Source organism: Salinisphaera japonica YTM-1 (genome assembly GCF_003788585.1).
Taxonomy (GTDB): domain Bacteria; phylum Pseudomonadota; class Gammaproteobacteria; order Nevskiales; family Salinisphaeraceae; genus Salinisphaera; species Salinisphaera japonica.
The window spans coordinates 1-25,470 of sequence record NZ_AYKG01000016.1; the positions used below are offsets into that span (position 1 = coordinate 1).

General features: G+C 61.3%; 23 protein-coding genes and 2 tRNA genes. 3 read left to right on the forward strand and 22 right to left on the reverse strand.

What is annotated here, in order from left to right; translation table 11 throughout:
• Window positions 1–617: 617 nt before the first annotated feature.
• From pnp to SAJA_RS06445, 15 genes are all read right to left on the reverse strand, one after another.
• Window positions 618–2,759 carry a polyribonucleotide nucleotidyltransferase gene (gene pnp / locus SAJA_RS06375; protein WP_123657834.1) on the reverse strand — a complete coding sequence of 714 codons (2,142 nt, stop codon included), beginning with the start codon at window positions 2,757–2,759 and terminating at the stop codon, window positions 618–620.
• 98 nt (window positions 2,760–2,857) lie between these two features.
• Window positions 2,858–3,127 (reverse strand): 30S ribosomal protein S15, encoded by a 270-nt coding sequence (gene rpsO, locus SAJA_RS06380; protein WP_123657835.1) that lies wholly within the window; start codon window positions 3,125–3,127, stop codon window positions 2,858–2,860.
• 193 nt (window positions 3,128–3,320) lie between these two features.
• Window positions 3,321–4,262, reverse strand: coding sequence for a tRNA pseudouridine(55) synthase TruB (truB, locus tag SAJA_RS06385; RefSeq protein ID WP_221180148.1), 942 nt, complete (start codon window positions 4,260–4,262; stop codon window positions 3,321–3,323).
• A complete protein-coding gene (rbfA, locus tag SAJA_RS06390; RefSeq protein WP_123657837.1) occupies window positions 4,249–4,677 on the reverse strand; it encodes a 30S ribosome-binding factor RbfA in 429 nt (142 codons plus the stop codon). Before rbfA ends, truB begins: the two co-directional genes overlap by 14 nt.
• Window positions 4,678–4,680: 3 nt before the next feature.
• Window positions 4,681–7,329 carry a translation initiation factor IF-2 gene (gene infB, locus SAJA_RS06395; protein ID WP_123657838.1) on the reverse strand — a complete coding sequence of 883 codons (2,649 nt, stop codon included), beginning with the start codon at window positions 7,327–7,329 and terminating at the stop codon, window positions 4,681–4,683.
• A 77-nt stretch (window positions 7,330–7,406) separates the two neighbouring features.
• Window positions 7,407–8,924, reverse strand: coding sequence for a transcription termination factor NusA (nusA, locus tag SAJA_RS06400; RefSeq protein WP_123657839.1), 1,518 nt, complete (start codon window positions 8,922–8,924; stop codon window positions 7,407–7,409).
• Between the two features lie 64 nt (window positions 8,925–8,988).
• A complete protein-coding gene (rimP, locus tag SAJA_RS06405) occupies window positions 8,989–9,441 on the reverse strand; it encodes a ribosome maturation factor RimP (protein ID WP_123657840.1) in 453 nt (150 codons plus the stop codon).
• Between the two features lie 75 nt (window positions 9,442–9,516).
• A tRNA-Met gene (locus SAJA_RS06410) sits at window positions 9,517–9,593 on the reverse strand.
• 787 nt (window positions 9,594–10,380) lie between these two features.
• Window positions 10,381–10,465 (reverse strand) — tRNA-Leu (locus SAJA_RS06415).
• Between the two features lie 15 nt (window positions 10,466–10,480).
• The gene (secG, locus tag SAJA_RS06420; protein WP_123657841.1) at window positions 10,481–10,855 is read right to left on the reverse strand and encodes a preprotein translocase subunit SecG; all 375 of its coding nucleotides are present in this window, start codon (window positions 10,853–10,855) and stop codon (window positions 10,481–10,483) included.
• Between the two features lie 9 nt (window positions 10,856–10,864).
• Window positions 10,865–11,632, reverse strand: a complete 768-nt coding sequence (gene tpiA / locus SAJA_RS06425; RefSeq protein ID WP_123657842.1) for a triose-phosphate isomerase — start codon at window positions 11,630–11,632, stop codon at window positions 10,865–10,867.
• Between the two features lie 46 nt (window positions 11,633–11,678).
• Entirely contained in the window at window positions 11,679–13,061 is a 1,383-nt protein-coding gene (glmM, locus tag SAJA_RS06430; RefSeq protein WP_123657843.1) for a phosphoglucosamine mutase, read from the reverse strand.
• Window positions 13,062–13,091: 30 nt separating this feature from the next.
• The gene (folP, locus tag SAJA_RS06435; RefSeq protein ID WP_245963243.1) at window positions 13,092–13,964 is read right to left on the reverse strand and encodes a dihydropteroate synthase; all 873 of its coding nucleotides are present in this window, start codon (window positions 13,962–13,964) and stop codon (window positions 13,092–13,094) included.
• 103 nt (window positions 13,965–14,067) lie between these two features.
• Window positions 14,068–16,032, reverse strand: coding sequence for an ATP-dependent zinc metalloprotease FtsH (gene ftsH, locus SAJA_RS06440; RefSeq protein ID WP_123657844.1), 1,965 nt, complete (start codon window positions 16,030–16,032; stop codon window positions 14,068–14,070).
• A gap of 117 nt (window positions 16,033–16,149) precedes the next feature.
• Entirely contained in the window at window positions 16,150–16,770 is a 621-nt protein-coding gene (locus tag SAJA_RS06445; RefSeq protein ID WP_123657845.1) for an RlmE family RNA methyltransferase, read from the reverse strand.
• Between the two features lie 42 nt (window positions 16,771–16,812).
• On the opposite strand from SAJA_RS06445, the gene SAJA_RS06450 reads away from it, so the two are divergent.
• On the forward strand, window positions 16,813–17,097 hold the full coding sequence (locus SAJA_RS06450; protein ID WP_123657846.1) for a YhbY family RNA-binding protein: 285 nt from the start codon (window positions 16,813–16,815) through the stop codon (window positions 17,095–17,097).
• A 6-nt stretch (window positions 17,098–17,103) separates the two neighbouring features.
• On the opposite strand, the gene greA is transcribed toward SAJA_RS06450, so the two are convergent.
• From greA to ubiA, 4 genes are all read right to left on the reverse strand, one after another.
• Window positions 17,104–17,586 (reverse strand): transcription elongation factor GreA, encoded by a 483-nt coding sequence (gene greA / locus SAJA_RS06455; protein WP_123657847.1) that lies wholly within the window; start codon window positions 17,584–17,586, stop codon window positions 17,104–17,106.
• A gap of 128 nt (window positions 17,587–17,714) precedes the next feature.
• Window positions 17,715–19,076: an adenosylmethionine--8-amino-7-oxononanoate transaminase gene (locus SAJA_RS06460; RefSeq protein WP_123657848.1), complete on the reverse strand. Its 1,362-nt coding sequence runs from the start codon at window positions 19,074–19,076 to the stop codon at window positions 17,715–17,717.
• A gap of 49 nt (window positions 19,077–19,125) precedes the next feature.
• Window positions 19,126–20,178: a hypothetical protein gene (locus SAJA_RS06465; protein WP_123657849.1), complete on the reverse strand. Its 1,053-nt coding sequence runs from the start codon at window positions 20,176–20,178 to the stop codon at window positions 19,126–19,128.
• Window positions 20,179–20,219: 41 nt separating this feature from the next.
• Window positions 20,220–21,095, reverse strand: coding sequence for a 4-hydroxybenzoate octaprenyltransferase (gene ubiA, locus SAJA_RS06470; protein ID WP_123657850.1), 876 nt, complete (start codon window positions 21,093–21,095; stop codon window positions 20,220–20,222).
• A gap of 137 nt (window positions 21,096–21,232) precedes the next feature.
• Between ubiA and SAJA_RS06475 the strand changes: the two genes are divergently transcribed.
• Window positions 21,233–22,597: a glutamate--cysteine ligase gene (locus SAJA_RS06475; RefSeq protein WP_123657851.1), complete on the forward strand. Its 1,365-nt coding sequence runs from the start codon at window positions 21,233–21,235 to the stop codon at window positions 22,595–22,597.
• Window positions 22,598–22,750: 153 nt separating this feature from the next.
• On the opposite strand, the gene SAJA_RS06480 is transcribed toward SAJA_RS06475, so the two are convergent.
• The gene (locus SAJA_RS06480; RefSeq protein WP_123657852.1) at window positions 22,751–22,963 is read right to left on the reverse strand and encodes a hypothetical protein; all 213 of its coding nucleotides are present in this window, start codon (window positions 22,961–22,963) and stop codon (window positions 22,751–22,753) included.
• 610 nt (window positions 22,964–23,573) lie between these two features.
• Entirely contained in the window at window positions 23,574–24,302 is a 729-nt protein-coding gene (locus tag SAJA_RS06485) for an epoxyqueuosine reductase QueH (protein ID WP_123657853.1), read from the reverse strand.
• A 72-nt stretch (window positions 24,303–24,374) separates the two neighbouring features.
• Between SAJA_RS06485 and SAJA_RS06490 the strand changes: the two genes are divergently transcribed.
• Entirely contained in the window at window positions 24,375–24,713 is a 339-nt protein-coding gene (locus SAJA_RS06490; RefSeq protein ID WP_245963244.1) for a hypothetical protein, read from the forward strand.
• 344 nt (window positions 24,714–25,057) lie between these two features.
• On the opposite strand, the gene SAJA_RS06495 is transcribed toward SAJA_RS06490, so the two are convergent.
• Window positions 25,058–25,447, reverse strand: a complete 390-nt coding sequence (locus SAJA_RS06495) for an ectoine synthase (RefSeq protein ID WP_123657854.1) — start codon at window positions 25,445–25,447, stop codon at window positions 25,058–25,060.
• Window positions 25,448–25,470: the final 23 nt, after the last annotated feature.

A 25,470-nucleotide genomic window follows, 5' to 3' on the forward strand; every position in this document is an offset into this window, starting at 1 on the left:
CGCTCAAACCCGCAATGTCAAAAGACGCTGCGGGTTTTTTTAGCGTCATGATGGGACCGGTACCAAAATCTTGCTTCATCGTATTGACTCATACGAAAGTCGTACTATACTTCTTTTCATATCGCCGGCGGGCGATTTGCTTATCTCCTCCGAAAGGCCTCTGGCCTTTCTCGCACTTGGCCTCCTAGTTTCTAGGGGGCTTTTTTTTGTCTGAATTCAGGTGCGGGCGTCGCATGGTTTGCGGCTGCGTTCTCTGGAAGACTATCCGCAGATGCACGCAGATTACGCCGATGGCGAAAACGCTGCGCGTCGATGTTTTGGGAATTGTGGCGCCACGACTCTTAATCACCCATTCAAGCGCTCAAGATAGCCCCTGGAGCTATCGGCAAAGAGATACACGGCTCTTGATCCTGGGTTAATCATCGTGGCGTAACGACTCGCCAACTGTGGCGCCCGGGTCTCAACGGGTACCCGATAACACGACCGCCATCTGCGTAATCTGCGTCCATCTGCGGATTGCCTGAAAGAACGAGGCCCCTTCCCGAAAACGAAGACGAAGACGAAAAAAAGCACCTCCGAAGAGGTGCCTTTTCTATCCGCCGGGAATAGCGCCGAAGCTATTCGTCGGCGGGCGTGGTGTCTTCGCCGCCGGCTTCGTCTTCGGCCAGTGCCTTGATCGACAGGCGCACACGGCCTTGGCGATCGACTTCCAGCACCTTGACGCGCACGACCTGGCCCTCGCTGAGCTCGTCGGTGACGTTCTCGACGCGATGCGCGGCGATCTGCGAGATATGCACCAGACCGTCACGGCCCGGCGCCAGATTCACGAACGCCCCGAAGTCCACGATACGCACGATCTTGCCCTCGAAGATCTGCCCCGCCTCGATATCGCGGGTGATGTCTTCGATACGCTTGATCGCCATATCGGCGGCTGTTTTATCGACCGCCGAGACATGGATGGTGCCATCGTCTTCGATATCGATGCCCGCACCGCTTTCTTCGGTGATCGAGCGGATCGTCGCCCCACCCTTGCCGATCACGTCACGGATCTTGTCCGAGTTGATCTTGATGGTGAAGATACGCGGCGCCCATTCGGAGACTTCCTCGCGCGGGGCGGCGATCGCATCGTTCATGGCCGAGAGAATGGTCATGCGACCGTCCTTGGCCTGGCCGAGCGCGACTTCCATGATCTCACGGGTGATGCCGCCGATCTTGATATCCATCTGCAGCGCAGTGATGCCGTTGGCCGAACCGGCGACCTTGAAATCCATGTCGCCCAGATGATCCTCATCACCGAGGATATCGGTCAACACGGCGAACTTGTCGCCCTCCTTGATCAAGCCCATAGCCACGCCGGCCACCGGGGCCTTGATCGGTACGCCGGCATCCATCAGCGCGAGGCTGGTGCCACAGACCGAGGCCATCGAGGACGAGCCGTTGGATTCGGTCACTTCCGAGACCACGCGCATGACGTAGGGGAACTCTTTTTCCAGATCCGGCATCACGCCCTGAATCCCGCGCTTGGCGAGCTTGCCGTGGCCGATCTCGCGGCGCTTGGGGCTGCCCACGAAGCCGGTCTCGCCCACGCTGTACGGCGGGAAGTTGTAGTGCAGCATGAAGGGCTCTTCATACTTGCCCTCGACGGCATCGATGAGCTGGGCGTCGCGGCCCGTGCCAAGCGTGGCCACGGCCAGTGCCTGGGTCTCACCGCGGGTGAACAGCGCCGAACCGTGGGTACGCGGCAATACACCGGTACGGATCGAAAGATCGCGCACGGTACGCGTGTCGCGGCCGTCGATACGTGGCTGGCCTTCGAGAATACGCGAGCGCACGGTGGTCTTTTCCAGACCCGCCAGCGCGTCTTTTACGTCGCCCTTGGCATAACCCGCGTCCTCGTCGCCGCCGACGAGCTCGGCCACGACCTTGTCCTTGATCTCGGACAGACGAGCCTGGCGCTCCTGTTTGTCGGCGATCTGATAGGCCGCGACGACGTCGGTTTCGGCGATACGCTTGACCGCATCGGCCAGAGTCTCGTCCTTGGCGCTGGCCTGCCAGTCCCAGGCCGGCTTGCCGGCGTCTGCCGCCAGGGCCTCGATCGCCTTGATGGCGGCCTGGAGCTGTTCGTGACCGAACAGCACTGCGCCCAGCATCACTTCCTCGGAAAGCTGCTTGGCTTCGGATTCGACCATCAGCACGGCATCTGTCGTGCCGGCCACCACCAGATTCAGCTCGCTTTCCTTGAGCTGGCTGGCGGCCGGGTTCAGCAGATAATCACCGTCGGCATAGCCGACGCGCACGCCGCCGATCGGGCCGTCGAATGGCAGACCGGACAAGGCAAGTGCGGCCGAGGCGCCCAGCATGGCCGGGATATCGGCATCAATTTCCGGATCGACCGACATCACCGTGGCAATGATCTGGACCTCGTTATAGAAGCCCTTGGGGAACAGCGGACGCAGCGGGCGATCGATCAGCCGACAGGTCAGCGTTTCTTTCTCGCCCGGACGGCCTTCGCGCTTGAAAAACCCGCCCGGAATCTTGCCACCGGCATAGGTGCGTTCCTGATAGTTGACCGTCAGCGGAAAGAAGTTGGCATCGGGCTTGGCTTCTTTCTGGCCCACGGCGGTGACCAGCACCACGGTGTCGCCCATGCTGACCTTGACGGCACCATCGGCCTGACGGGCGATCTCGCCGGTTTCCAGGGTCACATTGTGTGCCCCGTACGCAAACGTCTGGCGGCTGCTTACTTCTACGTTACTCACTCTTTATCTCTGCCTGCTTACTTTTCGGAAACAAAAAAGCGCCCGACCCGGATCATACCGAGGGGCGCTTGTCGCGATCGACCGTGGCCGGGCTGCGCTTAGCGGCGCAGGCCCAGATCCTGGATGAGCGACTTGTAGCGTTCTGCGTCGTGCTTCTTGACATAGTCGAGCAGCTTGCGCCGACGGTTGACCATCTTCAACAGGCCACGACGCGAATGATGATCCGCCTTGTGAAAGTTGAAGTGGTCACCGAGCTGCACGATGCGCGTGGTCAACAGCGCGATCTGCACGTCGGGCGAACCGGTATCACCGGGGCCGCGGCCGAATTTGGCGACGACGTCTGCTTTTTCTTCGTTGGATAGTGCCATGATTGACTCCTTGGGGACGTGGGCCGCGTGCAGCGAATCGACATGGCATGACGCATGTAGCGCGTCTGGCGAATGCCGCGGGGACGACCTGTTAAGAGCCGCGTATTCTACGCCGCGTGCCACCGTGCCGCAACGCACACGGCGCCGCGCGCCAGCAACACGCGTCAAGCGATCAGATACCGGGGCCGAACATCTAGGCCAATGGACGCGAGAACAGGCGCAGCGGCGAGAGACCGTTCGGCGGCTTGTGTTGCCCAAGCCCGATCACGCGACCATCGGGGCCGTTCAAGCGAATCGAGCCGGCCGGCAGATCCGGGTAACCGCCAAGTGTCTGGCCCATACCAATCCGGCTGGCCTGCGCCTCGTCCAGATCGATATGCACCCAACCGGCCAAGAGCTGCGAGACCGGAAGCAGCCAGGCCGGCAAGGCCGTGCCGTCCGGCACATCCGGATCGTGACAATCTGAGGCAATCTGTGAAAGCGCAACCGTCTGGCCAGCCGCGAACAGATGACCTACGCCCGTGCGCCGCAGGGCTGTCACATGGGCCCGCCCGCCCCAGGATCGTGCGATATCCTCGACCAGGGTGCGGACATAGGTGCCGCCGCTGACCGACACATCAAGCGTCATGGTGGCCGTGTTTTCATCAAAGGACACAAGATCCAGTGCGTGCACGGTAACAGGCCGCGGGGCACGCTCGACGGTCTCGCCCGCTCGTGCATAGGCATACAGCGGTTTGCCATCAACCTTCAGCGCCGAATACATCGGCGGGATCTGCTCGAGCTGACCAACGAAGCCGGTCAATAGATCATGCAACCACTCAGGGCTGGGCAACGCCACGTTGGCGTATTCGGTGGCCTGACCCTCGATATCCCCGGTTTCGGTTTCATGGGCGAGCGAAGCGGTTACACGGTAATGCTTGTCTGCCGAAAGCAGATAAGACGACAGCTTTGTCGCTTCACCGAAACACAGCGGGAGCAAGCCGGTCGCCAACGGATCCAGGCTGCCCGTATGGCCGGCTTTCTGGGCGTTCAACAAACGCCGAACCTGTTGCAGCGCATCATTGGACGACACGCCATAAGGTTTATCGAGCAGCACGACGCCGTCCAGGGCGCGGCCTTTTTTACGACGCGCCACGATCCTCGGGCGGCTGCCCGTCATCCGTGTCGGTCGCCTCACCCGAGACCGCTTCGTCGGAGGCAACCGCCGACTCGATCAGCCGGTCCATCTTCTGGGCGTCACGCTCGGTGGTGTCCTCGATGAAACGCAGCTCTGGCATCACACGCAGCCGAAGACGTTGGCCGAGTTTCTTTTTCAAGAACCCCTCGGCCGCCTTCAAACCCTCGATGGCTCGTGCCGCCCGATCGTCGTCGGCCGTCACGTCAAAGTTGGCCACATAGACCTTGGCGTGCTGAAGATCCGCAGAGAGCTCGACCTCGGAAATCGAGACGAACTGTACCCGTGGATCCTTCACCTCACTGGTGATGAGGAGCCCCAGCTCTCGCTGGAGCTCTTCGGCCACGCGGTGTCGGCGTGAAAACTCGCGCGCCATGAGCTAGGCCGTCTCGGCCACATCGACCTTGCGCTGGATCTCAGTCCGTTCATAGACCTCGATCTGATCGCCCGGCTTGATGTCGTTGTAGTTCTTCACGCCGATACCGCACTCGGTGCCGGCCGGCACGCGGTTGACGTCATCGCGGTGACGACGCAGCGACTCGAGCTCGCCTTCGTAGACGACCACGTTGTCGCGCAACACACGAATCGGTTGGCCACGAACCACCGCACCATCGGCGACCAGACAGCCGGCAACAGCCCCCAGCTTGGACGAGCGGAACACATCGCGCACTTCGGCCAGGCCGATGATCTCTTCGCGCAACTCCGTGCCCAGCAGGCCGTTGACCGCGTTGGTCACGTCCTCGATGGCTTCGTAGATCACGCTGTAATAGCGCACATCCGTACCCGATTCGCTGATCGACTTGCGCGCCTTGTTGTCGGCACGCACGTTGAAACCGATGATGATCGCCTGCGAGGCCATCGCCAGTTCCACGTCGGATTCGGAGATACCGCCAACGCCGCTGGAGATGATCCGGATCTTGACCTCTTGCGACGGGATCTTGCGCAACGATTCGACCAGCGCTTCCACACTGCCCTGCACATCGCCCTTGACCAGCAGATTGAGATCCTTGGTCTCGGCCGGGCCGTTTTCGCCCATCGCCGAAAAGACCTCTTCCAGGCGGGCTGCCTGTTGCTGCGCCAGCTTGGTATCGCGCTGCTGTTCCTCGCGCTGGGCCGCAATTTCCTTGGCCTTGCGCTCGTTGGCCACGACAAAAGCCGAATCGCCGGCTTCCGGTGTGCCCGACAAGCCCAGCACCTCGACCGGGATCGACGGGCCGGCTTCTTTCACCTGCTCGCCCAGCTCGTTGAACATGGCACGCACGCGGCCGTGGTGTGGCCCCGCCAGAATCGTGTCGCCACGCTTCAAACGACCGGCCTTGACCAGGATCGTGGCCACCGGCCCGCGACCCTTCTCCAGGCTGGATTCGATGACGACACCGCGTGCCGGCACATCGATCGGCGCCTTGAACTCGCTGACCTCGGCCTGGAGCAGCAAAGCATCCAGCAGATCATCCACGCCTTCGCCAGTTTTCGACGAGACAGGCACCACCTGAATATCGCCACCCCAGCTTTCGGGAATGAGATCCTCGGCTGCCAACCCGGCACGTACCTTTTCCAGATCCGCGCTGGGCACGTCCATCTTGGTTACGGCCACGACGATCGGCACACCGGCCGCCTTGGCATGCTGGATGGATTCCTTGGTCTGTGGCATGACGCCGTCGTCGGCAGCCACGATCAGAATGGCGATATCGGTGATTTCGGCACCGCGGGCACGCATGCGGGTGAAAGCCGCGTGGCCCGGCGTGTCGATGAAGGTCACCGCACCCTTGTCGTGGATGACGTGGTACGCGCCGATATGCTGCGTGATGCCGCCGGCTTCGCCTGCCTGCACCTTGGTGCGACGGATATAATCGAGCAACGAGGTCTTGCCGTGGTCGACGTGGCCCATGATGGTCACGACCGGGGCACGGGTCACACCCTCGACCTGCTCTTCCTCGGCGTGCACTTCCTGCTCGAGCGCTTCTTCCGCGGATTCGGCGGCCACCGGTTTCGGGTTGTGGCCCATCTCCTCGACGATGATGGTGGCGGTGTCCTGGTCGACCGTCTGGTTGATGGTCGCCATGACGCCAAGCTTCATCATGCGCTTGAGGACTTCGCCGCCCTTGACGGCCATCTTCTGCGCCAAATCGGCAACCGTGATCAGCTCGGGGATTTCGATATCCCGGATGACCGGCGCGGTCGGGCGCTCGAAGGTGTGCTCGGTGGCCACGTTGACGTTCTTCTGACGTCGGCCACCGCCACCACGCTTCTTCTTGTCCTTACGCCGGCCCTGCTTGCCCTCGGCAACGTGCAGCTCCTTGCGCTTGGCGGCTTTTTCGCCCTGCTCGCGCTCTTTTTCGCGCTTGATGTCGTCGTCGGTACGCCCGTGGCTCTCGGCGGCACGACGCAGGTTCTCCTGAACCCGTGAACGCGTTGTGTCGGTCTGGACCGCCTGCTTGCCGTGCTTGGCACGCTCGCGCTCCATGGCCTCGCGACGCGCCTTGTCCTCGGCCTCTTTCTGAGCCGCGATATCGGCCTGCCGCTTGGCCTCGTTCTCGGCACGCTGACGCTCTTCCTCGTCGCGCTGAGCCTGCTCGGCCGCAGCCTTGCGCTGCTCTTCCTCGCGCTTGGCGTTCTCGGCCGCCTCGGCTTCGGCGCGCTCTTGTTCGAGCTGCTCGGTACGTGCCTCGGACACCTCCTCGGCAACCGGCTCTTCGTCGGTCTGCTCGTTGCCCTTGTCGAACGTACGACGCTTGCGCACCTCGACATTGACGGTGCGCCCCGACGTGCTGCCGCGCCCGGTGTTGACCTTCAATTCGGACGTCGAGCGGCGTCGCAGCGACACCGAGGAGCGTTTGGCACCGAGCTTGCCGCCCGAGCGTGCGCTCTCGGCGTTACGCAAGTGACTCAACAGCTTTAGCTTGTCTTCGTCGCTGATTTGATCTTCGGCCGAGCGCGCTTCGACGCCCGCTTCCGCCAAGCGCGAGACGAGCCGCTCCACCGGAATGCCTGTTTCCGATGCCAGCTGCTTGACTGTCGTTTGCGCCATACTCTGTCTACTCCGTGGTGCCCGCGCATGCGGCGGGCGATCCAATTTACGTTTCGTTACGCTCTAGCTCTGGCTGATCAGGCTTGCTCGTCGGCAAACCAGTGCGCCCGCGCTGCCATGATCATCTCGCCGGCCTTGTCTTCTTCGATGTCGATAAGCTCCAGAAGCTCATCAGCGCCCAACTCGGCCAGGTCGTCACGCGATTTCACGCCGCCCTGTGCCAGCTTGCCGGCGAGGGTTTCATCCACGCCGTCCACTTCGAGCAGGTCGGCATCGTACTCTTCATCGCCGCCTTCGGCACTCGAAATCGCTTTCGAGAGCAAATAATCGCGTGCGCGATTACGCAATTCCTCGACCACGTCTTCGTCGAACTCCTCGATTTCGAGCAGTTCTGTGTCCGGCACGTAAGCGATCTGCTCGGTCGAGGTGAAGCCTTCCTGGACGAGAATCGCGGCCACTTCCTCGTCGACGTCGAGCTGGGTCTGGAACATGCCCTGAAGCTCTTCGGTTTCGGCTTCGCTTTTTTCTTCAGCGTCTTCCAGCGTCATGACGTTGAGCTGCCAACCGGTCAACTCCGAAGCCAGACGAATATTCTGCCCGCCGCGGCCGATCGCCTTGGCCAGCGAATCCTCGGATACGGCCAGATCCATGCTGCCCGAATCCTCGTCCAGGACAATGGATTCGACATCGGCCGGTGCCATCGCATTGATGACGAACTGGGCCGGGTTTTCATTCCACATGATGATATCGATGCGCTCGCCGGCAAGCTCGTTCGAGACACTCTGTACGCGCGAGCCGCGCATGCCGACGCAGGCCCCGACCGGATCAATACGACGATCCTTGGCCAGCACGGCGATCTTGGCACGCAGGCCCGGATCGCGCGAGGCGCCGCGCAACTCGATAAGCCCCTGACCGACTTCCGGCACCTCGAGCTTGAACAGCTCGACCAGGAATTCCGGCTTGCTACGGGACACGAACAGCTGTGGGCCGCGTTGTTCCGGGCGCACGTCATACAGATAGCCACGCACCCGGTCGCCCGGACGCATCGGCTCGCGCGGGATCATCTGATCACGCGGGATGATCGCCTCGGCGTTACCGCCCAAATCCATGATACAGGCGCCGCGCTCCATGCGTTTGACCAGCCCGGTGATCAGCTCACCCACGCGATGCTTGTAGGCATCCACGATCTGGGCACGCTCGGCCTCGCGCACTTTCTGCACAATGACCTGTTTGGCAGCCTGGGCGGCAATCCGACCAAACTCCACGGCCTTGATCTGCTCTTCGATGTACTCGCCCGAGCTGATCTCCGGGTACTTTTCCTGGGCACGCTCCAGCGAAAGCTCACGGTCCGGCGCTTCGATGAAACGCATCTCGCCGTCGGCGTCTTCCTCGCCCGGGTCAATGATCAGCCAGCGGCGGTAAGCAACGTAATCGCCGGTCTTGCGATCGACTTCCACACGCACGGCGATCTCGCCGCCGTTCTTCTTGCGGGTGGCCGAGGCCAGGGCAGCTTCGATCGCCTCGAAAATGATTTCCTGGTCGACGCCTTTTTCGTTGGAAACCGCTTCGGCGACCAAAAGTACGTTCTTGCTCATAAAACCACCCGCATGTCTGGAAAACAGGCCGCAAGGCCTTTCGCGTCACGGTCAATCGTGCGCGTTATTTTTCGAATACCGGATCCAATCGCGCTTTCGCCATGTCACCAATCGGCAGACGATAGATGGCGTCACCGCAGTTCAGATCAACCGTATCGGCCGAAACCGCCACGATCTCACCCTTGAACTTACGCTGGCCCTCGACCGGGGCAAACATATTCACACGTGCCCGTTCGCCGGCGAATCGCTCGAAGTGCTCGGCACTGACCAACGGTCGATCCATGCCCGGCGACGACACCTCGAGGCTATAGGCTGCACCGCCCTCGTCTTCGACATCCAGCGCGGCGCTCACTTCACGACTGACGGCTTCACAATCCTCGATATCGATGCCTTCCGCGGCATCGATATAAATGCGCAGCACGGCGTTTCTGCCCTGGCCGACCGATTCGATATGCCAAAGCTCATAGCCGAGATCGCTAACGATCGGCTCAATAAGAGAGTGAAAACGTGGCGTCATGACACCGTCTCGCTGACGATTTTTCGTTACCAACAAAAAAGCCCCTCATCGGGGGCTTTTTCGATAACCAATATGTGGTAGCGGGGGTAGGATTCGAACCTACGACCTTCGGGTTATGAGCCCGACGAGCTGCCAGACTGCTCCACCCCGCACCCGATGAACGCGAGACTATAAATAGTAACCAGAACGGTTGCAAGCTGCTCGTCTATGCCTGCTTTTGTCTGGCCAGTTGACTGTGCCAACCGCTCAACGTGGGCATAAGTTAACACGTTGTTTTAGCGACGCAAGTCTTTTCGATGAAAGTTTTTCAGGGCCCGGGCGAAAGCCCGAGATGACGCGATTTCAAGCCGTCAAAAACTCCGTTCCGCGCGCTCCGCAGCCACCATGATTGCGCAATTCAGCCCGTGAGACGGCTCCTGATTATCGGCAATGCCGGTGCTTGATCGCTCTCAAAGTCGAGGCGTGGTCGGTCTGTTTTGAGCAAAACCTGTCCGCAAATGAACGCGAATAAAACAGCAATAAAATAGGGCAAAGCCCACGCTCAGATCTCTAGGGCGTGTCGTCATAAGATAAGTCGGCGCACCGGCGGCCAAGCTGCGGCAAGACAAGGCATCGCGAGTGCGGCGTGGTTATTCCACGTAAACGAGCCCCTAAAAATCGACTATGGCGCCAGATTGCCGGGGCTTGGCCACCGGCCCATTCGGGTTGCCCGCGCCGGACGCGCCATGCCGCTGACGGGCCTTGACCGTGGCGGGCCACGCTCGGCGGCCCGCGCCTTGCCTGACACGCCCGGCGCGGGCAATGCGACGGCATATCTTAACGCCCTAGGCGCCCCACTGCGCTGGGCATATGATCAACACGATTCAAAGCGCTTGCGCCAGACATAAAAAAGCCGCATCCATAGGATACGGCTTTGGTGTCGATCTAAGATCGACAGGTTGGTGCCGACGGCCGGATTCGAACCGGCACAGCTCTCGCTACTGCCCCCTCAAGACAGCGTGTCTACCAATTCCACCACGTCGGCGGTGTTCTAATCAGCTCACTCCGGGATTTTCGGCCCGTTGTCCTGATCAGCGGACGGCTTCTCGTCGCCCGCATCGTCTTTTGGCTGGGCCGACTGCTGCACGGCTGGCGCTTGGCCCAGCTGATCGGTCACGCTGCCCGAGCCCGTACTGGGTCCGGCACCGTTGACGATATAAGCCAGCGTCAGACTGCTCAGGAAGAACAGCGTGGCCAGCCCGGCTGTCGCGCGGCTCATGAAGTTGGCCGAGCCTTTCGCACCGAAAACCGTGCCCGAGGCCCCGCTGCCAAAGGCAGCGCCGGCGTCGGCACCCTTACCGTGCTGTAGCAGGATCAAAGCGATGAGAGACAACGCAATGACGACCTGCACGATGATCAGAATGGTGTAGATCATTCAGTCAGCTCATGCGCCATGCGAGGGCATCGCACGCGCTATATCGGCAAATGAATCGGCTTTGAGCGATGCGCCGCCAACGAGCGCGCCGTCGACATCATCACCCGCGAAAATCGCTTCTGCATTGTCTGGCTTAACACTTCCGCCGTAGACGATGCTTAACGAGCGCGAGAGTGTATCACTTCGCTCGGCAATTTGGGAACGCAGAAACGCATGAATTTCCTGGGCCTGCTCGGGCGTGGCCGAACGCCCGGTGCCGATCGCCCAGACCGGCTCATAGGCGAGAACAATTCGGCCCAGCTCCTCGTCGCTGCAGCCATCGAGCACCGCACCCAGCTGGCGCTTGAGGACGGTTTCGACCGTATCGGCTTCGCGCTCTTCCAGGGTTTCCCCCACGCAGACGATCGGCTGAATACCGCAGGCGATGGCGGCACGCGTCTTGGCCACAACGATATCGTCGGTCTCGCCGTACATCGCACGGCGCTCGGAGTGACCCACCACAGTGAAGGTGGCGCCACAGTCCGCGAGCATTGTGCCGCTGACTTCGCCGGTGAACGCCCCAGGCTCGATTTCCGTGGCCACGTCCTGCCCGCCGGTGGCGATATCACTGCCCTTCAGGCGCTCGGCCAGGCGTGCGACGTAGACAAACGGCACGCAGACGGCCAGGCCACAGGAGATGTCCGCGGCGCGCGCGGTCAACGCATTGGAAAAGGTGTCGATATCGGACAGGCTGCCGTTCATCTTCCAATTGCCGGCAACGAATGCTCGATCGGTCATAGCTGTTCCTTGTTTGAAAATCAGGCCGTGGCCGTGTTCTTGGACATCATGCCGCAGCCGAGCGTTCGACCACGTCAGCCAGCGCCCGAGCGTGACGATCGACGCGATCGGCGTCCAGGCCTTCGACCATGACGCGCAGCAACGGCTCGGTGCCGGAGGGGCGCAGGAGCACGCGGCCCTTGCTGCCAAGATCCCGCTCGACCTTCTGCACGGCCTCGCGCACTTCGGCGGCGGCCATGAGCGTGGTGGCCGCACCGCGACCGATACGGACGTTGATCAGGGTTTGCGGGCATTTCTCGACAGGTGCCACCAGCGAGGCCAGTGACTGTTCGCGACGCGCCATGGCGGCCAGTACCTGCAGCGCGGACACCGTGCCGTCGCCGGTCGTGGCCCGGTCCAGGCACAGCAGATGCCCGGAGGACTCGCCGCCCACGATGCCGCCGAGCGCCACGAGGCGCTCGAAGACATAGCGGTCACCGACCTTCGCGCGCTCGAAGACGATATCGCGGGCTTCCAGGGCCAGCGCCAGACCCAGATTGCTCATCAGGGTGCCCACCACCGGGCCGGCGAGCGTACCGGTCTGCTGGCGATCTTCGGCAAGCGCGAACAGCAGCTGATCGCCGTCCACGATCTGCCCGGCGCCGTCGACCATGATGCAACGATCGGCATCACCGTCGAGGGCAACGCCAACGTCGGCACCGCGCCGCACGACTTCTTCGGCCAGGTGCTCGGGATGCGTCGAGCCGCAGTCGAGGTTGATATTCAGCCCGTCCGGCGTGTTGCCGATGGTGTGCACGGTCGCGCCCAGCTCTCGAAAGACCTCGGGCGCGGTCTGATAGGCCGCCCCGTTGGCACAGTCAACGACCAGATGCACGCCGCGCAACCCGCCCTCGGGCAGGCGCGCCGTGGATTTACAGAACTCGATATAGCGCCCGGAGGCGCTTTCCACGCGCTTGGCACGGCCCAGCGCATCAGCGCCGGCCGTCACCAGCGGCTGATCCAGCATGGCCTCGATATCGGCCTCCACGGCATCGGCCAGTTTCTGGCCGTACTGAGAGAAGAACTTAACGCCGTTATCAGCGAACGGATTGTGCGATGCGCTGATGACCACACCCGCCAATGCCCGGAACGTACGGGTGAGATAAGCGATACCCGGCGTGGGCAACGGGCCGACCAACAGCACATCGACGCCGGCCGCAGCAAAACCGGCCTCCAAGGCAGATTCGAACATATAACCCGACAAGCGGGTGTCCTTGCCGATCACCACACAAGGGCGAGCCGCGTTGTGTGCCTCGCGCTGCCCGCGGGCCAGCTGATCGAGCAGTACGCGCCCGGCGGCCCAGCCCAGATGAAGCGCGAAATCCGGTGTCATCGGCGCCTCGCCGACCGTGCCCCGGATACCGTCCGTACCGAAATAGCGTTGCGCCATGGCGCCCCCGTTGTCGTGTGGTTGTCTTGTTCAGTCGGTCAGTGCGTGCGCAAGCGTAACCATGTCGGCCGTCTGCTGCACGTCATGTGCGCGGATGATACCCACGCCGCGGCTGGCCGCCCAAAACGCGGCCCCGAGGCTGCCGTTCAGGCGGGCCTCTGGTGTATCGCGCGCGTAGAGTTTGGCGAACATGGATTTGCGCGATACGCCCATCAGCACCGGGCAGCCGGCCACACTCATCGTATCCACCGCGCCCAGCAACGACAGGTTGTGCGACAAGCTCTTGCCGAAACCAAACCCCGGATCAACCACGATCTGTTGCGCTGGCACCCCGGCAGCGATAGAGGTGTCGACCCGCTGTGTCAGGTATTCGCGAATCTCGGCGACGATATCGACGTAGCTGGGCGCGGCCTGCATGACCGCCGGCTCGCCTTGATGATGCATGACACAGACCAGCGCGCCCGTGGCCGCGACCACGTCAAGCGCGCCCGGCGCCTCCAGGCCTCGCACATCGTTGATCATCGCCACGCCGGCATCCAGCCCGGCCTGCATGACGGCGGGGTTGCTGGTATCCAGCGATAGCATCAGATCGGGGTGATCCGCGCGGATACGCTTGATTACCGGCATTACCCGCGCCAGTTCTTGCTCGGTGGTCACGGGCGTGGCCCCCGGCCGGGTGGATTCACCGCCAATATCGATGATGGATGCGCCGGCCGCGGCCAGTGCCGCGGCCCGCGCGCTGGCCTGTTCCGGCATCGTGTAGCGCCCGCCATCGGAAAACGAATCCGGGGTGACGTTGATAATGCCCATCACCGCGGTCGGCGTTAACGAAAGCATTTGTCCGCCGGGCGCCTGCAACGCCCGGCGTGGCGGAATGGAGGTGGCGTTAGTGGCGCTGGGCATCATTCGAGTCGGTGATTGTCGGTTGATCAAATATATCGCCGCGCATGAAAAAGGCCGACAGCCCGAAGACTGCCGGCCTCGAAAAGCGCATCATCCGCGCCGATCAGGACTGGCGATTGTGGGCCGGGCTCGGCACCTGGTCCCGCGAGGTATCGCGATCGGTATTGTCCGGCTTGGCCTCGGCTTCATCGGCACTGGCGTTCGGCCCGCTACCGTTGTTACCGGACGGGTCCGAATCGTTCCAGCTGTCCGGCGGGCCGGGCTCGTTGCCCTGCATGATCTCGTCGATCTGCTTGCGATCGATGGTCTCGTATTTCATGAGCGCATCGGCCATCAGATGCAGCTTGTCCATATTGTCTTCGAGGATCTGGCGCGAGCGCTCATAGCAGCTGTCGATAATCGCGCGCATTTCCTCGTCGATGGCATGCACGGTTTCATCAGATACGCCGCCGCCCTGGGCCGCAGAACGACCGAGAAACGGCTCGCTGTCCTCGGTGTTGTAGGCGATCGGGCCCATGCGCTCGGACAGGCCCCATTTCGTGACCATGTTGCGAGCGATCTCGGTGACGCGCTCGATATCGTTGGATGCACCCGTGGTGACCATATCGGCGCCGTAGATGATTTCCTCGGCCAGGCGACCGCCGAACAACGAACAGATCTGGCTGTTGAGCCGCTGCTTGGAATAGCTGTAACGATCTTCTTCCGGCAAGAACATCGTGACACCCAGCGCGCGCCCACGCGGCACGATGGTGACCTTATGCACCGGATCATGCTGCGGCACGCTCAGACCGATGATCGCATGCCCGGCTTCGTGATAGGCCGTCATGCGCTTGTCGTCCTCGTTCATGATCATGGACTTGCGCTCGGCGCCCATCATGATCTTGTCCTTGGCGCGCTCGAAGTCATCGTGGGTGACTTCCTGGCGATTGGCACGGGCGGCGAACAGCGCGGCCTCGTTGACGAGATTGGCCAGGTCAGCGCCCGAGAAGCCCGGGCAGCCACGCGCGAGGATACTGGGCTGTACACGCTCGTGGATCGGCACGTTCTTCATGTGCACTTTAAGAATCTGCTCACGACCGCGCACATCCGGCAGCGGCACCACCACCTGTCGGTCGAAACGGCCCGGGCGCAGCAGCGCCGGGTCGAGCACGTCGGGACGGTTGGTCGCCGCGATGACGATCACGCCTTCGCTGCCCTCGAAGCCGTCCATTTCGACCAGCAGCTGGTTGAGCGTCTGTTCGCGTTCGTCGTGCCCGCCGCCAAGACCGGCGCCGCGCTGGCGGCCGACCGCATCGATCTCGTCGATGAAGATAATGCAGGGCGCCTGCTTCTTGGCCTGCTCGAACATGTCACGAACGCGCGAGGCACCCACGCCGACGAACATCTCGACGAAATCGGAACCCGAGATCGAGAAGAACGGCACGCCGGCCTCACCGGCGATCGCCTTGGCCAACAGCGTCTTGCCGGTACCCGGCGAGCCCACCATCAACACGCCGCGCGGAATCTTGCCACCGACCTTCTGGAACTTGGTCGGATCGGAGAGAAACTCGACCAGCTCCTGGACTTCCGACTTGGCTTCTTCCACGCCGGCCACGTCGGCAAACGTCAGCTTGACCTGATCGGCCGACATCATCTTGGCCTTGGACTTGCCGAACGACATCGCGCCGCCGCCCTTGCCACCGCCCTGCATCTGGCGCATGAAATAGATCCACACACCGATCAGCAGCAGGAAAGGGAACCAGGAGATGAGAATCTGCTTGAGAAACGAGCCTTGATTCGGCGGCTCACCGGTGATGGTCACGTTGTGATCCATCAGCGTGCCGATCATGGCCTTGTTATCCGATTCCGGGCTGTAAGTGTTGAACTTCTGGCCCGACGTCATCTGCCCGGAGATCTGATGATCCTCGATATTGACCTGGGCGATGTTGCCCTGGTCCACACGGGTCAGAAACTCGGAGTAAGCGATACTGTTACCGCTTGAGCCGGACGGCGCAAAGCTTGAGAACACGCTCATCAATACGAGCGCGATCACAACCCATAGCAGCAGATTCTTGGCAAGTTCGTTCAAGATCGTCGTCCTCGATCAGGTGGGCCCGATCGTTTGGTTGTCGCGTTACACGTTGTCAATGACCAGTATAAACGATCGGTCATCGACACAGGCTCGCCCGGCCTGAGCGCACCTGTATCAGGGATTACGCCAGCCACGCCCCAACAGATACATCTCACGGCTGGCGTCCCGCGATGCATTCGGCTTGCGCGAGGCCACCTTGTCGAAACGCTGTTTCATGTCAGCGAACAGCTCATGAAAGCCTTCGCCCTGAAACACCTTGATCAACAAATGCCCGCCCGGCGCCAGAACGTCCTGGCACAGCGCCAGTGACAGCTCGGCCAGCTGCATCACGCGGGCTTGGTCAGCTGCCTTCACTCCCGTGAGATTGGGGGCCATGTCAGAAAGTACAAGATCGACCGGCCGGTCACCGATTGCCGCCAGCAAAGCATCGAGACCGGCTTGTTCATCGAAGTCGGCCTTGACGAAGGTGACCCCGTCGATCGGCGTCATATCCAGACGATCAATAGCCACGACATGGGCATCGGGGGCCTGGCGTCGACAGTACTGGCTCCAGCCACCGGGTGCCGCCCCCAGATCGACCACGCAGCGCGCGCGCGCCAGCAGATGATCCTTGTCGTCGACCTCGGCGAGCTTGTAAGCCGCCCGCGAGCGGTAGTTATCCGACTGTGCGGCCTTGACGTAAGGATCGGCCCGATGCTTGGCCAGCCATCGTTTGGTGTCGCTGCGCTTGCTCACGATGCTTATACTGGCGCGTTTTCAACGCTTACGCGATAGGTCATGACGTTACAACTCGATAAGGAAACCCGGCAGGCGCTCAAGAAACAGGCGCATCATCTCAAACCGGTGGTACAAAGCGGGGCCGCCGGCGTGACCGACCCCGTACTGGCCGAGATCGATCGGGCGCTGACCGATCACGAACTGGTCAAGATCAAGCTCGTCGCCGACGACAAACCGGCCTTCAAGGCCGATGTCGCCACGGTGTGCGAGCGTCTGGGCGCTGTCGCGGTTCAGGAGATCGGCCGCATGGCAACGATCTATCGGCCCAATCCGGACAAGAACTAGACAGCGCTAGATATAGCGCACCTCGACAATCTCCAGGGTGCGCTTGCCGCTGGGTACATCCACGTCGACGACATCGCCTTCGCTCTTGCCGATCAGGGCCCGGGCGATCGGCGAGGCGAACGAGAGCTTGCCCTGTTTGATATCGGCCTCGTCCTCGCCGACGATCTGATAGGTCAGCTCTTCACCCGAATCCTCATCGGCCAGATCCACGGTCGCGCCAAAGATGATGCGCCCGTTGGCCTGGGCACCGGCCTGGGTCACGTCGATGATCTGGGCTGAGCCGATCTTGCCCTCGATCTCGGCGATACGGCCTTCGTTGAAGCCCTGCTCTTCCTTGGCCGCGTGATATTCCGCGTTCTCCTTGAGATCGCCATGCGCCCGGGCTTCTTCGATGGCCGCGACGATGCGCGGACGTTCGGTTTTCTTCAGCCGTGTCAGCTCGGCGCGCAAGGCATCGGCACCGGTCTGCGTCAATGGCGTGCGATCCATGACAACCACCTCGGATAATCACTATCAGTTAGAAACAAAAAGGTCGCCGAAGGCGGCGACCTCGAACCATGTGTAGAACCCATGCCTTCGGCATCGATCCAATCGAGCAGGCTAGCAAGCCAGCCCGATCAAGTCGAGACAGCGATATCGATGCCTTCGCTGAGCGTGGCCGCCAAGTGATCGATCTGCTCGGGCGTGATCACATAGGGCGGCATGACATACATCGTATCGCCCAACGGCCGCAGAAGCGCCTGGCGCGTCAGCCCGTGCCGGTAGACGGCAAGCCCGCGCCGCTCGCGCCAGTCGAAAGGCTCGCGCGCCGCTTTGTCCTTGACCATCTCCACGGCCAGGATCATGCCGGTCTGGCGCACCTCGGCGACATGCGGATGATCCACCAGGTGTGCAGTGGCATCACGCATGCGCTGGATCAGCGCCTGATTCGCGGTGATCTGATCGCGTCGCTCGAACTCGTCAATGGTGGCAATGGCCGCCGCGCAGGCCAACGGGTTTCCCGTGTAGGAATGCGAGTGCAGAAACGCCGACAGATTTTCATAGTCGTCGTAGAACGCGTCGTAGACCGTATCGCTGGTCAGCGTGACCGACAACGGCAGATAGCCGGCCGTGATGCCCTTGGACAGACACATGAAATCCGGCGAGATCCCATTCGGGCCAGCCTGCTCACAGGCAAACATCGTACCGGTACGGCCAAAGCCGGTGGCGATCTCGTCGGCGATGAGATGCACGTCGTAGCGCGTGCAGGCCTCGCGCAACAACTCCAGATACACCGGGTCATACATGCGCATGGTCCCGGCACACTGAACCAGCGGCTCGACGATGACGGCACAGGTTTCGTGTGCGTGCTCGGCGAGCAGGGCCTCCATCTCGGCGAAACACGCCCGGCTGTGCTCGGCCCAGGACACACCCGGCTCGCGGTGAAAACAATCCGGCGAGCGCGCGGTCAGCGGCTTCAGCAACAGCGGCTCGTAGGTTTTCTTGTAGAGCGAGACATCCCCCACGGCCAGCGCGCCGAGGGTTTCACCGTGATAGCTGTTGGTCAGATTGATGAAGCGGGTCTTTTCACCATGGCCGGTATTACGCCAGTAGTGAAAGCTCATCTTGAGCGCGACCTCCACCGCGGCCGAGCCGTTATCAGAATAAAAGACCTTGTTCAGCCCGGGCGGCGTGATACGCACCAGCCGCTCGGCCAGCGCCACGGCCGGCTCGTGGGTGAAGCCCGCCATCATGACGTGCTCGACCTGATCCAGCTGCGTCTTGATCGCGGCGTTGATCACCGGATTGGCGTGGCCAAAGATATTGACCCACCAGGAACTCACGGCATCGATATACCGATTGCCGTCGAAATCCTCCAGCCACACGCCCTCGCCGCGACGCATGGGTACCGGGGGCAACGAGGCCAGATCCTTCATCTGGGTACAGGGGTGCCAGAGCACGGCCAGATCACGATCGATGATGTCTTGATTGGTGGTCATGAAACGTCGTTATGGTTGGAGTCGCGAAGTCCGCGATTAAACATCAGGATCAGCCGTGTTCCACGATCGAGAGCACCGTATAAGGCGCCTCGTGCGGCTCGCGGGCATCGCGATGATGATCGGCCTCCAGCGCCAGCACGCGATCCGGATCATAAACCACGAACAGCCGCCCGTCGGCCAGCACGGCCAAGCCTTCGGCCTTGTTGGCGAACTCCAGCGGCTCGCCCGTGTCATCAGCCACCAGAACCGGCGCCCGGCCGGCATGGAAATCGTCGAACGACAGCGCCCAGAGATAAGCGCCCAGCCGGTCACCGCCCTGGCCGTCGTCAACCTCGAAGCTGGTCAGGAAATACAGGCGCTGGGTGGCCGGGTCATATTCCAGACTCGACAGGCCGACCTCGAAGCGCACGCCCGGCCAGGCCGCCGGCTCGAACTCATAGACCAGCTCGAACAGGCCGGTGAACGCCAGCATGCCCTCAGCGTCCACGCGATACGGTGCGGCCACCACCTGAGCCACATAAGAGAAGTCCTCGTGGCTTTGACCGACTTCGCGAACACCGAATAACAGTAGCGGATCACCGCCGGCTTCGCCCGGCACGCTGGACAGGCCCTCGACCTTGAAATACGGCGCGCCGAGCGCGCTGGCCAGATCCTCGCGCAGGCCGAGCGAGCTAAGCACCCCGTCGTTGTCGCGATCGGCGATGAGCTGGACGCGGTCCGGCTCGCCGCAGGGCCAGATCAGCAGGCGGTTATAGACATCCTGGTCCGCGGTCTGGCGATCCACGCGGTCGAAGCCGGTCGTGGCGATCAGATAGTCGCCGCCATCGGTCAGCGCGAAGTCTTCATATTTCTCGGCCGACGTGATCAGGCCGGCCGTGTAGTAGGACAGCGACTCGGCCACGGGTGCGGCCTGGTCATCGATATCCAGCGCGAATACCGGCGAGCGATGATCGCCGGGCACGTTCTTATCGCTGCCGAAAACCAGGCGATGCCCGTTCCAGGCCACGGCCGATATCTCGACGTTGACCGCGTCGCCGGTCGGGTCGGACAGATCGCGCTCGAAACAGGCAAACAACCCCTTGTGATCGATACGTGCCTTCATGAAGCCTTGTCTCTTGAAATAGAACGATGATGCGGCGCGGATCAACCAAGCGCCAGATCGACAACGAGGCCGATGAAGATCAGACCGCCGAGATAATTGTGTTGCATGAATGCAGAAAAACACGAGGCCCTGTCACGGCCGCGCGTCAGCCATTGATGATAGATCGACATGCCAACGGCGGCGGCAAGCCCCAGATAATAGGCAAGTCCCAGGCCGAATAGCGCGCCCACCGCGACGAGCAACGCATAAAACAGGCATTGGAAGCCGCCAATCATCGCGCGGTCGTATCGGCCCCAGAGCACGGCGGTCGATTTCACGCCGATCTTCAGATCATCGTCGCGATCGACCATGGCATAGAACGTGTCGTAAATGAGCGCCCAGATCAGCGTGGCCACGAACAGCAGCCAGGCCCCGGCCGGCACATGCCCGGTTTCTGCAGCGAAGGCCATTGGTACCGCCCAACCGAACGCCGCGCCAAGAAACATCTGCGGCCAGTGCGTGGCCCGCTTGGTAAACGGGTAAAGAACAGCCAGGAACACGGCGATAACCGACAAGGCGATCGTCGCCGCGTTCAAGGTGAGCACGAGTACAAACGCCAGGAGGCACAGTACGGCGAACACGACCAGCGCCTCGCGCGCCGTCACTTCGCCCGTCGCCAACGGGCGGGCCTTGGTGCGCGCGACATGACCGTCGATCTTGCGATCGGCGAAATCGTTCATCACGCAGCCGGCCGAGCGCATGAGCACAGCACCCGCCACGAACACGAAAAGCACCCAGGCACCCGGCACCCCGTCGGCGGCCAGCCAAAGCGCCCAAAGCATCGGCCAAACCACCAGAAAGATGCCGATGGGCTTGTTCAGGCGTGTCAGGCGCAGATAACGGTCGAGCCGGCTGGCCGGCTGTGCGGTACTCGACATGCACGGGCTCCGGTAATGTGACAACACAAGGCGATATCCGTGGCTTTACCAACTACCGCCTCGGGAGCTTGAAACGGTACCATGCGCGAAATTGTTGCGGCAGGGCCGTTCTTGCCCGGCTGCTTTTCGGAGACCACATGTCCGCTCCTTCGCAATCCGGTGGCGCGTCGATCACCGACGAACGCCAACTCGTCGAATATTTCGAGAACGCCTGCAAGCCGCCCAGTCGCTGGCGTTTGGGTACCGAACACGAAAAATTCGTTTTCGATCGCGAGACCCTACGCCCGCTGCCCTATGAAGGTGACCAGAGCATCTCGGCCTTTCTCGAGAAGCTGACCCGCTTTGGCTGGACGCCGATGCAGGAAAACGGACGCACGGTTGCCCTGGAAATGGGTGATTGTCATATCACGCTGGAGCCGGGCGGCCAGCTCGAGCTGGCGGGCGCGCCGCTCTATACCATCCACGAGACCTGCGACGAGATCCATACCCATCTGCGCCAGGTCAAGGAAGTGGCCGCGGACATGAACGTGGGCCTGATCGGCCTGGGCTTTCAGCCCAAGTGGTCGCGCGCCGAGTCGCCCTGGATGCCCAAGGAACGCTACGAGATCATGGGCAACTACATGCCCAAGGTCGGCAATCTCGGCCTGGACATGATGCTGCGCACCTCGACCGTACAGGTGAATATCGACTACGGCTCGGAAAGTGACATGATCAAGAAGTTCCGGGTCGGCCTGGCGCTTCAACCGATCGCCACCGCGCTGTTTGCCAACTCGCCGTTCACCGAGGGCAAGCCCAACGGTTTCGTCTCGTATCGCAGCCAGATCTGGACCGATACCGATCCCGATCGCTGCGGCATGCTCGACTGGGTGTTCGAAGACGAGATGGGATTCGAGCGGTACAAGGATTTCGCGCTCGACGTGCCGATGTATTTCGTCTACCGCGACGGCCATTACATCGATGCCGCCGGCCAGTCATTTCGAGACTTCATGGCCGGCAAGCTGCCCGCCCTGCCCGGTGAGCGCCCGGTGATGAGCGACTGGGACGACCATTTGACCACGTTGTTTCCCGAAGTGCGCCTCAAGCGTTTCATGGAAATGCGCGGCGCTGACGGCGGCCCGTGGCGCCGTCTGTGTGCCCTGCCCGCGCTGTGGGCCGGGCTGTGCTACGACAGCACCGCCCTGGACGAAGCCTGGGCGCTGGTCGCCGATTTCACGCCCGCCGAACGCAACCACCTGCGAGACCAGGCCCCGATCCACGGCTTGGCCACCCCGTTCCGTGGCGCCACGATGGGTGGTATCGCCCGCGAAGCCGTGGCGATCGCCCAGCGCGGTCTCTCGCGCCGCGCCAATCTGGACGGCCAGGACCGCGACGAGGCCATGTACCTGGATCAGCTGGCCGAAATTGCCGAAACCGGCATCACCCCGGCCGAACACCTGCTATCGCTCTACGAAGGCCGCTGGAACCAATCCGTGGACCCGGTCTTTCACGAGTTCGCCTACTGATCCGGCCCGCGGGCGCGTCTTTTGGCGATGGTCCGCGAATAAGCGCGAATAAAAGAAAAGCAATCCGCAGATGGACACCGATGGCCGCAGATTGAAAGACAGATTGTGCAGGGGTTGTTCGTGCACCGGCACGCTTGATCAGCTAACGACTAATCAGTCGAGAATCTTCTTTTTCATCTGCGGCTGAATGCGCGTATTCAGCCGCGGGCGTGTCTTTTCAATCGTCCGCGAATGAACGCCAAAAAACGCGAATGAAAGAAAGATGATCCGCAGGCCTTGGTCGATATGGCGAGCTCCGAGCCACCCGCTCGGCAGCCCAATAATCAGAAACCTAATCTGTGAAATTTGCGTAATCTGCGGATGCATATCTTGTTGAACCGGTCTTTGATTTCAAACGATCGTCTTCTTCATCTGCGGCCATCGGCGTTCATCTGCGGATAAATGCCTGTATTCATTCGCGGGGAGGTCTTTTTAATCGTCCGCAAATAAACGCGAATAAAAGAAAGACGATCCGTGGGTCATGGCCGATACAACGAGCTTTGAGCCACCCGCTCAGTAGCCCAATAATCAAAAACCTAATCGGTAAAGTCTGCGTAATCTGCGGATGGATATCTTGTTCAATCGGTCTTTGATTTCAGACGATCGTCTTCTTCATCTGCGGATGAATGCCTGTATTCAGCCGCGGGCGCGTCTTTTTAATCGTCCGCGAATGAACGCAAATAAACGCGAATAAGAGAAAGACGGTCCGCGGAGCTTGGTCGATACGGCGAGCTCCGAGCCACCCGCTCAGTAGCCCAATACTCAAAAACCTAATCTGTGAAATCTGCGTAATCTGCGGATGGAAAGCTTGTTGAATCGGCGTTCGATTTCAGACGGTTGTCTTCTTCATCTGCGGCCATCGGCGTTCATCTGCGGATTGTCTTCTCGCCTGTATTCATTTGCGCTTATTCGCGTTGATTCGCGGACAGTGTTTGACTTAGTCGCGCTTGAGCCACGGATATTCGCCGCGGGCATCGGCGCTGGGTAGCGGCGATTTGACGGCTTCGCGGCCGTAGAACTTGATGCCTTTCTGGATCCGCTCGCGACCCATCTCCTGACGGTGGCGATTGGTGTCGCGCAGGCTGTAGACACAGCCGCAGTATTCCTGCTGATAGAACGACTCGCGCTTGGCGATCTCGATCATGCGCGCGGCCCCGCCCTTCTTGCGCCAGTTGAGCGTCCAGTAGGTTACCTCGGGATAACGCGAAGTCGCGCGCACGCCGGCCTCGTTGATCTGCTCCATGTTCTTCCAGCGCGAGATGCCCAACGTGGATGACACCATGTGATAGCCGTTTTCAGCGGCAAACAGCGCGGTACGCTCGAAGCGCATATCGAAACAGACCGTGCAGCGCCGGCCACGCTCGGGCGCATCCTCCAGGCCGCGGATACGATCAAACCAGTTGTCGGTATCGTAATCGCCGTCGATATGCGGGATGCCCAGTTCCTCGCAGTAGCGCGTGTCCTCGGCCTTGCGCATTTCATACTCGGCCTGCGGATGGATGTTCGGGTTATAGAAATACACCGTCACATCGATGCCCGAGGCCTTGACCGCGGCCAGTACTTCGCCCGCACACGGCGCGCAGCATGAGTGCATGAGCAGCTTTGTGCCGGGTTCGGGCGGCACGAGCGTAGGGCGTTCGTAATCGTCGAGCTTGTACGGGTTCATGGCGCGACCTGCCGGGTCAATTAAACGATGCGATAATGGCGCGTATTGTCCGCATTGCAGCGGGCGTCGTCCATGTTTGGCTTCAAGGCAGCGTTTCTCATGCAGAAAGGCAGTATTTCTCTCGCGATCGTCTGGATGGTCGTCATATCGCTGGTTCTGTTCTGGCTGCCGGTCGCCGGGCCGTTACTGGCAGGCTTTGTTGGCGGGCGCACCGCCGGCAGCGTCGGCCGCGGTATCTGGGCCGCGATCCTGCCCACCGTCATCCTGTGCCTGATTCTGCTGGGTGCGGGCACCGCCCTGACCGGCTTGCCCGTAATCGGCGTCATCGCCTCGATCAGCCTGTTCCTGGTCATCGCCATCCAGCTCATCCCGCTGATCGCCGGGGCCATCATCGGCGGCTTGATGGCCTAGCTTTTATTCGTCCGCGACGTAAAAGAAAAGACAATCCGCAGATTTCGCAGATGACGCAGATTGCTTGGTCGATACGGCGAGCTCCGAGTTATCGCGCTCACTGGATTAATGATCAAACAAAACTAATCTGTGAAATCTGCGTAATCTGCGGATGAAAATCTTGTTCAATCGGTCTCTGATTCCAGCGGATCGTCTTTTTCATCTGCGGCCATCGGCGTTCATCTGCGGATAAATGCCTGTATTCCTTCGCGCTTATTCGCGTTCATTTGCGGATAAACAAAAAGAAAGGCCCCGATCACTGACCGGGGCCTTTTTTCATCTGATCCGCTAGCAAAAGCGTTGGATCAGTCGTTCGGCGGCACGTACGCGCCGTCTTCGTCGTGGATCTCACGACCGGTGACGGGCGGGTTGAAGGCACAGACCAGCTTCATCTCGGTCTTGGCTTTCAAGGTGTGCTTGTCGTGGTTGTCCAGCGCGTAGACCGTGCCCGGCTTGATCTCGAACTCTTCGTTCGTATCGCGGTTCACGATCGTGCCTTCGCCCTGATAACAGAACACGGCTTCGAAGTGGTACTTGTACCACATGTCGAATTCCAGGCCCGGCGGGAAGGTGGTTTCGTGGAACGAAAAACCCATGCCGTCCTTGGCCAGCAGCCAGCGCACGCTGGTCCAGCCGTCGGGGCTGACGACTTCACGGTCGGTGCCACGCAGGTCTTCGGTCTTGATGATCTTCATAAGCAGTCCTCTTTGAGGTGTTG

Bases quoted from the DNA above. Each gene is read 5' to 3' on its own strand.
- rpsO (WP_123657835.1), bottom strand. From the start codon at position 3,127: ATGGCACTATCCAACGAAGAAAAAGCAGACGTCGTCGCCAAATTCGGC.
- rbfA (WP_123657837.1), bottom strand. From the start codon at position 4,677: ATGGCGCGCGAGTTTTCACGCCGACACCGCGTGGCCGAAGAGCTCCAG.
- infB (WP_123657838.1), bottom strand. From the start codon at position 7,329: ATGGCGCAAACGACAGTCAAGCAGCTGGCATCGGAAACAGGCATTCCG.
- nusA (WP_123657839.1), bottom strand. From the start codon at position 8,924: ATGAGCAAGAACGTACTTTTGGTCGCCGAAGCGGTTTCCAACGAAAAA.
- rimP (WP_123657840.1), bottom strand. From the start codon at position 9,441: ATGACGCCACGTTTTCACTCTCTTATTGAGCCGATCGTTAGCGATCTC.
- secG (WP_123657841.1), bottom strand. From the start codon at position 10,855: ATGATCTACACCATTCTGATCATCGTGCAGGTCGTCATTGCGTTGTCT.
- tpiA (WP_123657842.1), bottom strand. From the start codon at position 11,632: ATGACCGATCGAGCATTCGTTGCCGGCAATTGGAAGATGAACGGCAGC.
- glmM (WP_123657843.1), bottom strand. From the start codon at position 13,061: ATGGCGCAACGCTATTTCGGTACGGACGGTATCCGGGGCACGGTCGGC.
- folP (WP_245963243.1), bottom strand. From the start codon at position 13,964: ATGCCCAGCGCCACTAACGCCACCTCCATTCCGCCACGCCGGGCGTTG.
- SAJA_RS06450 (WP_123657846.1), top strand. From the start codon at position 16,813: ATGACGTTACAACTCGATAAGGAAACCCGGCAGGCGCTCAAGAAACAG.
- greA (WP_123657847.1), bottom strand. From the start codon at position 17,586: ATGGATCGCACGCCATTGACGCAGACCGGTGCCGATGCCTTGCGCGCC.
- SAJA_RS06460 (WP_123657848.1), bottom strand. From the start codon at position 19,076: ATGACCACCAATCAAGACATCATCGATCGTGATCTGGCCGTGCTCTGG.
- SAJA_RS06465 (WP_123657849.1), bottom strand. From the start codon at position 20,178: ATGAAGGCACGTATCGATCACAAGGGGTTGTTTGCCTGTTTCGAGCGC.
- ubiA (WP_123657850.1), bottom strand. From the start codon at position 21,095: ATGTCGAGTACCGCACAGCCGGCCAGCCGGCTCGACCGTTATCTGCGC.
- SAJA_RS06475 (WP_123657851.1), top strand. From the start codon at position 21,233: ATGTCCGCTCCTTCGCAATCCGGTGGCGCGTCGATCACCGACGAACGC.
- SAJA_RS06480 (WP_123657852.1), bottom strand. From the start codon at position 22,963: ATGCATCCGCAGATTACGCAAATTTCACAGATTAGGTTTCTGATTATT.
- SAJA_RS06485 (WP_123657853.1), bottom strand. From the start codon at position 24,302: ATGAACCCGTACAAGCTCGACGATTACGAACGCCCTACGCTCGTGCCG.
- SAJA_RS06490 (WP_245963244.1), top strand. From the start codon at position 24,375: ATGTTTGGCTTCAAGGCAGCGTTTCTCATGCAGAAAGGCAGTATTTCT.
- SAJA_RS06495 (WP_123657854.1), bottom strand. From the start codon at position 25,447: ATGAAGATCATCAAGACCGAAGACCTGCGTGGCACCGACCGTGAAGTC.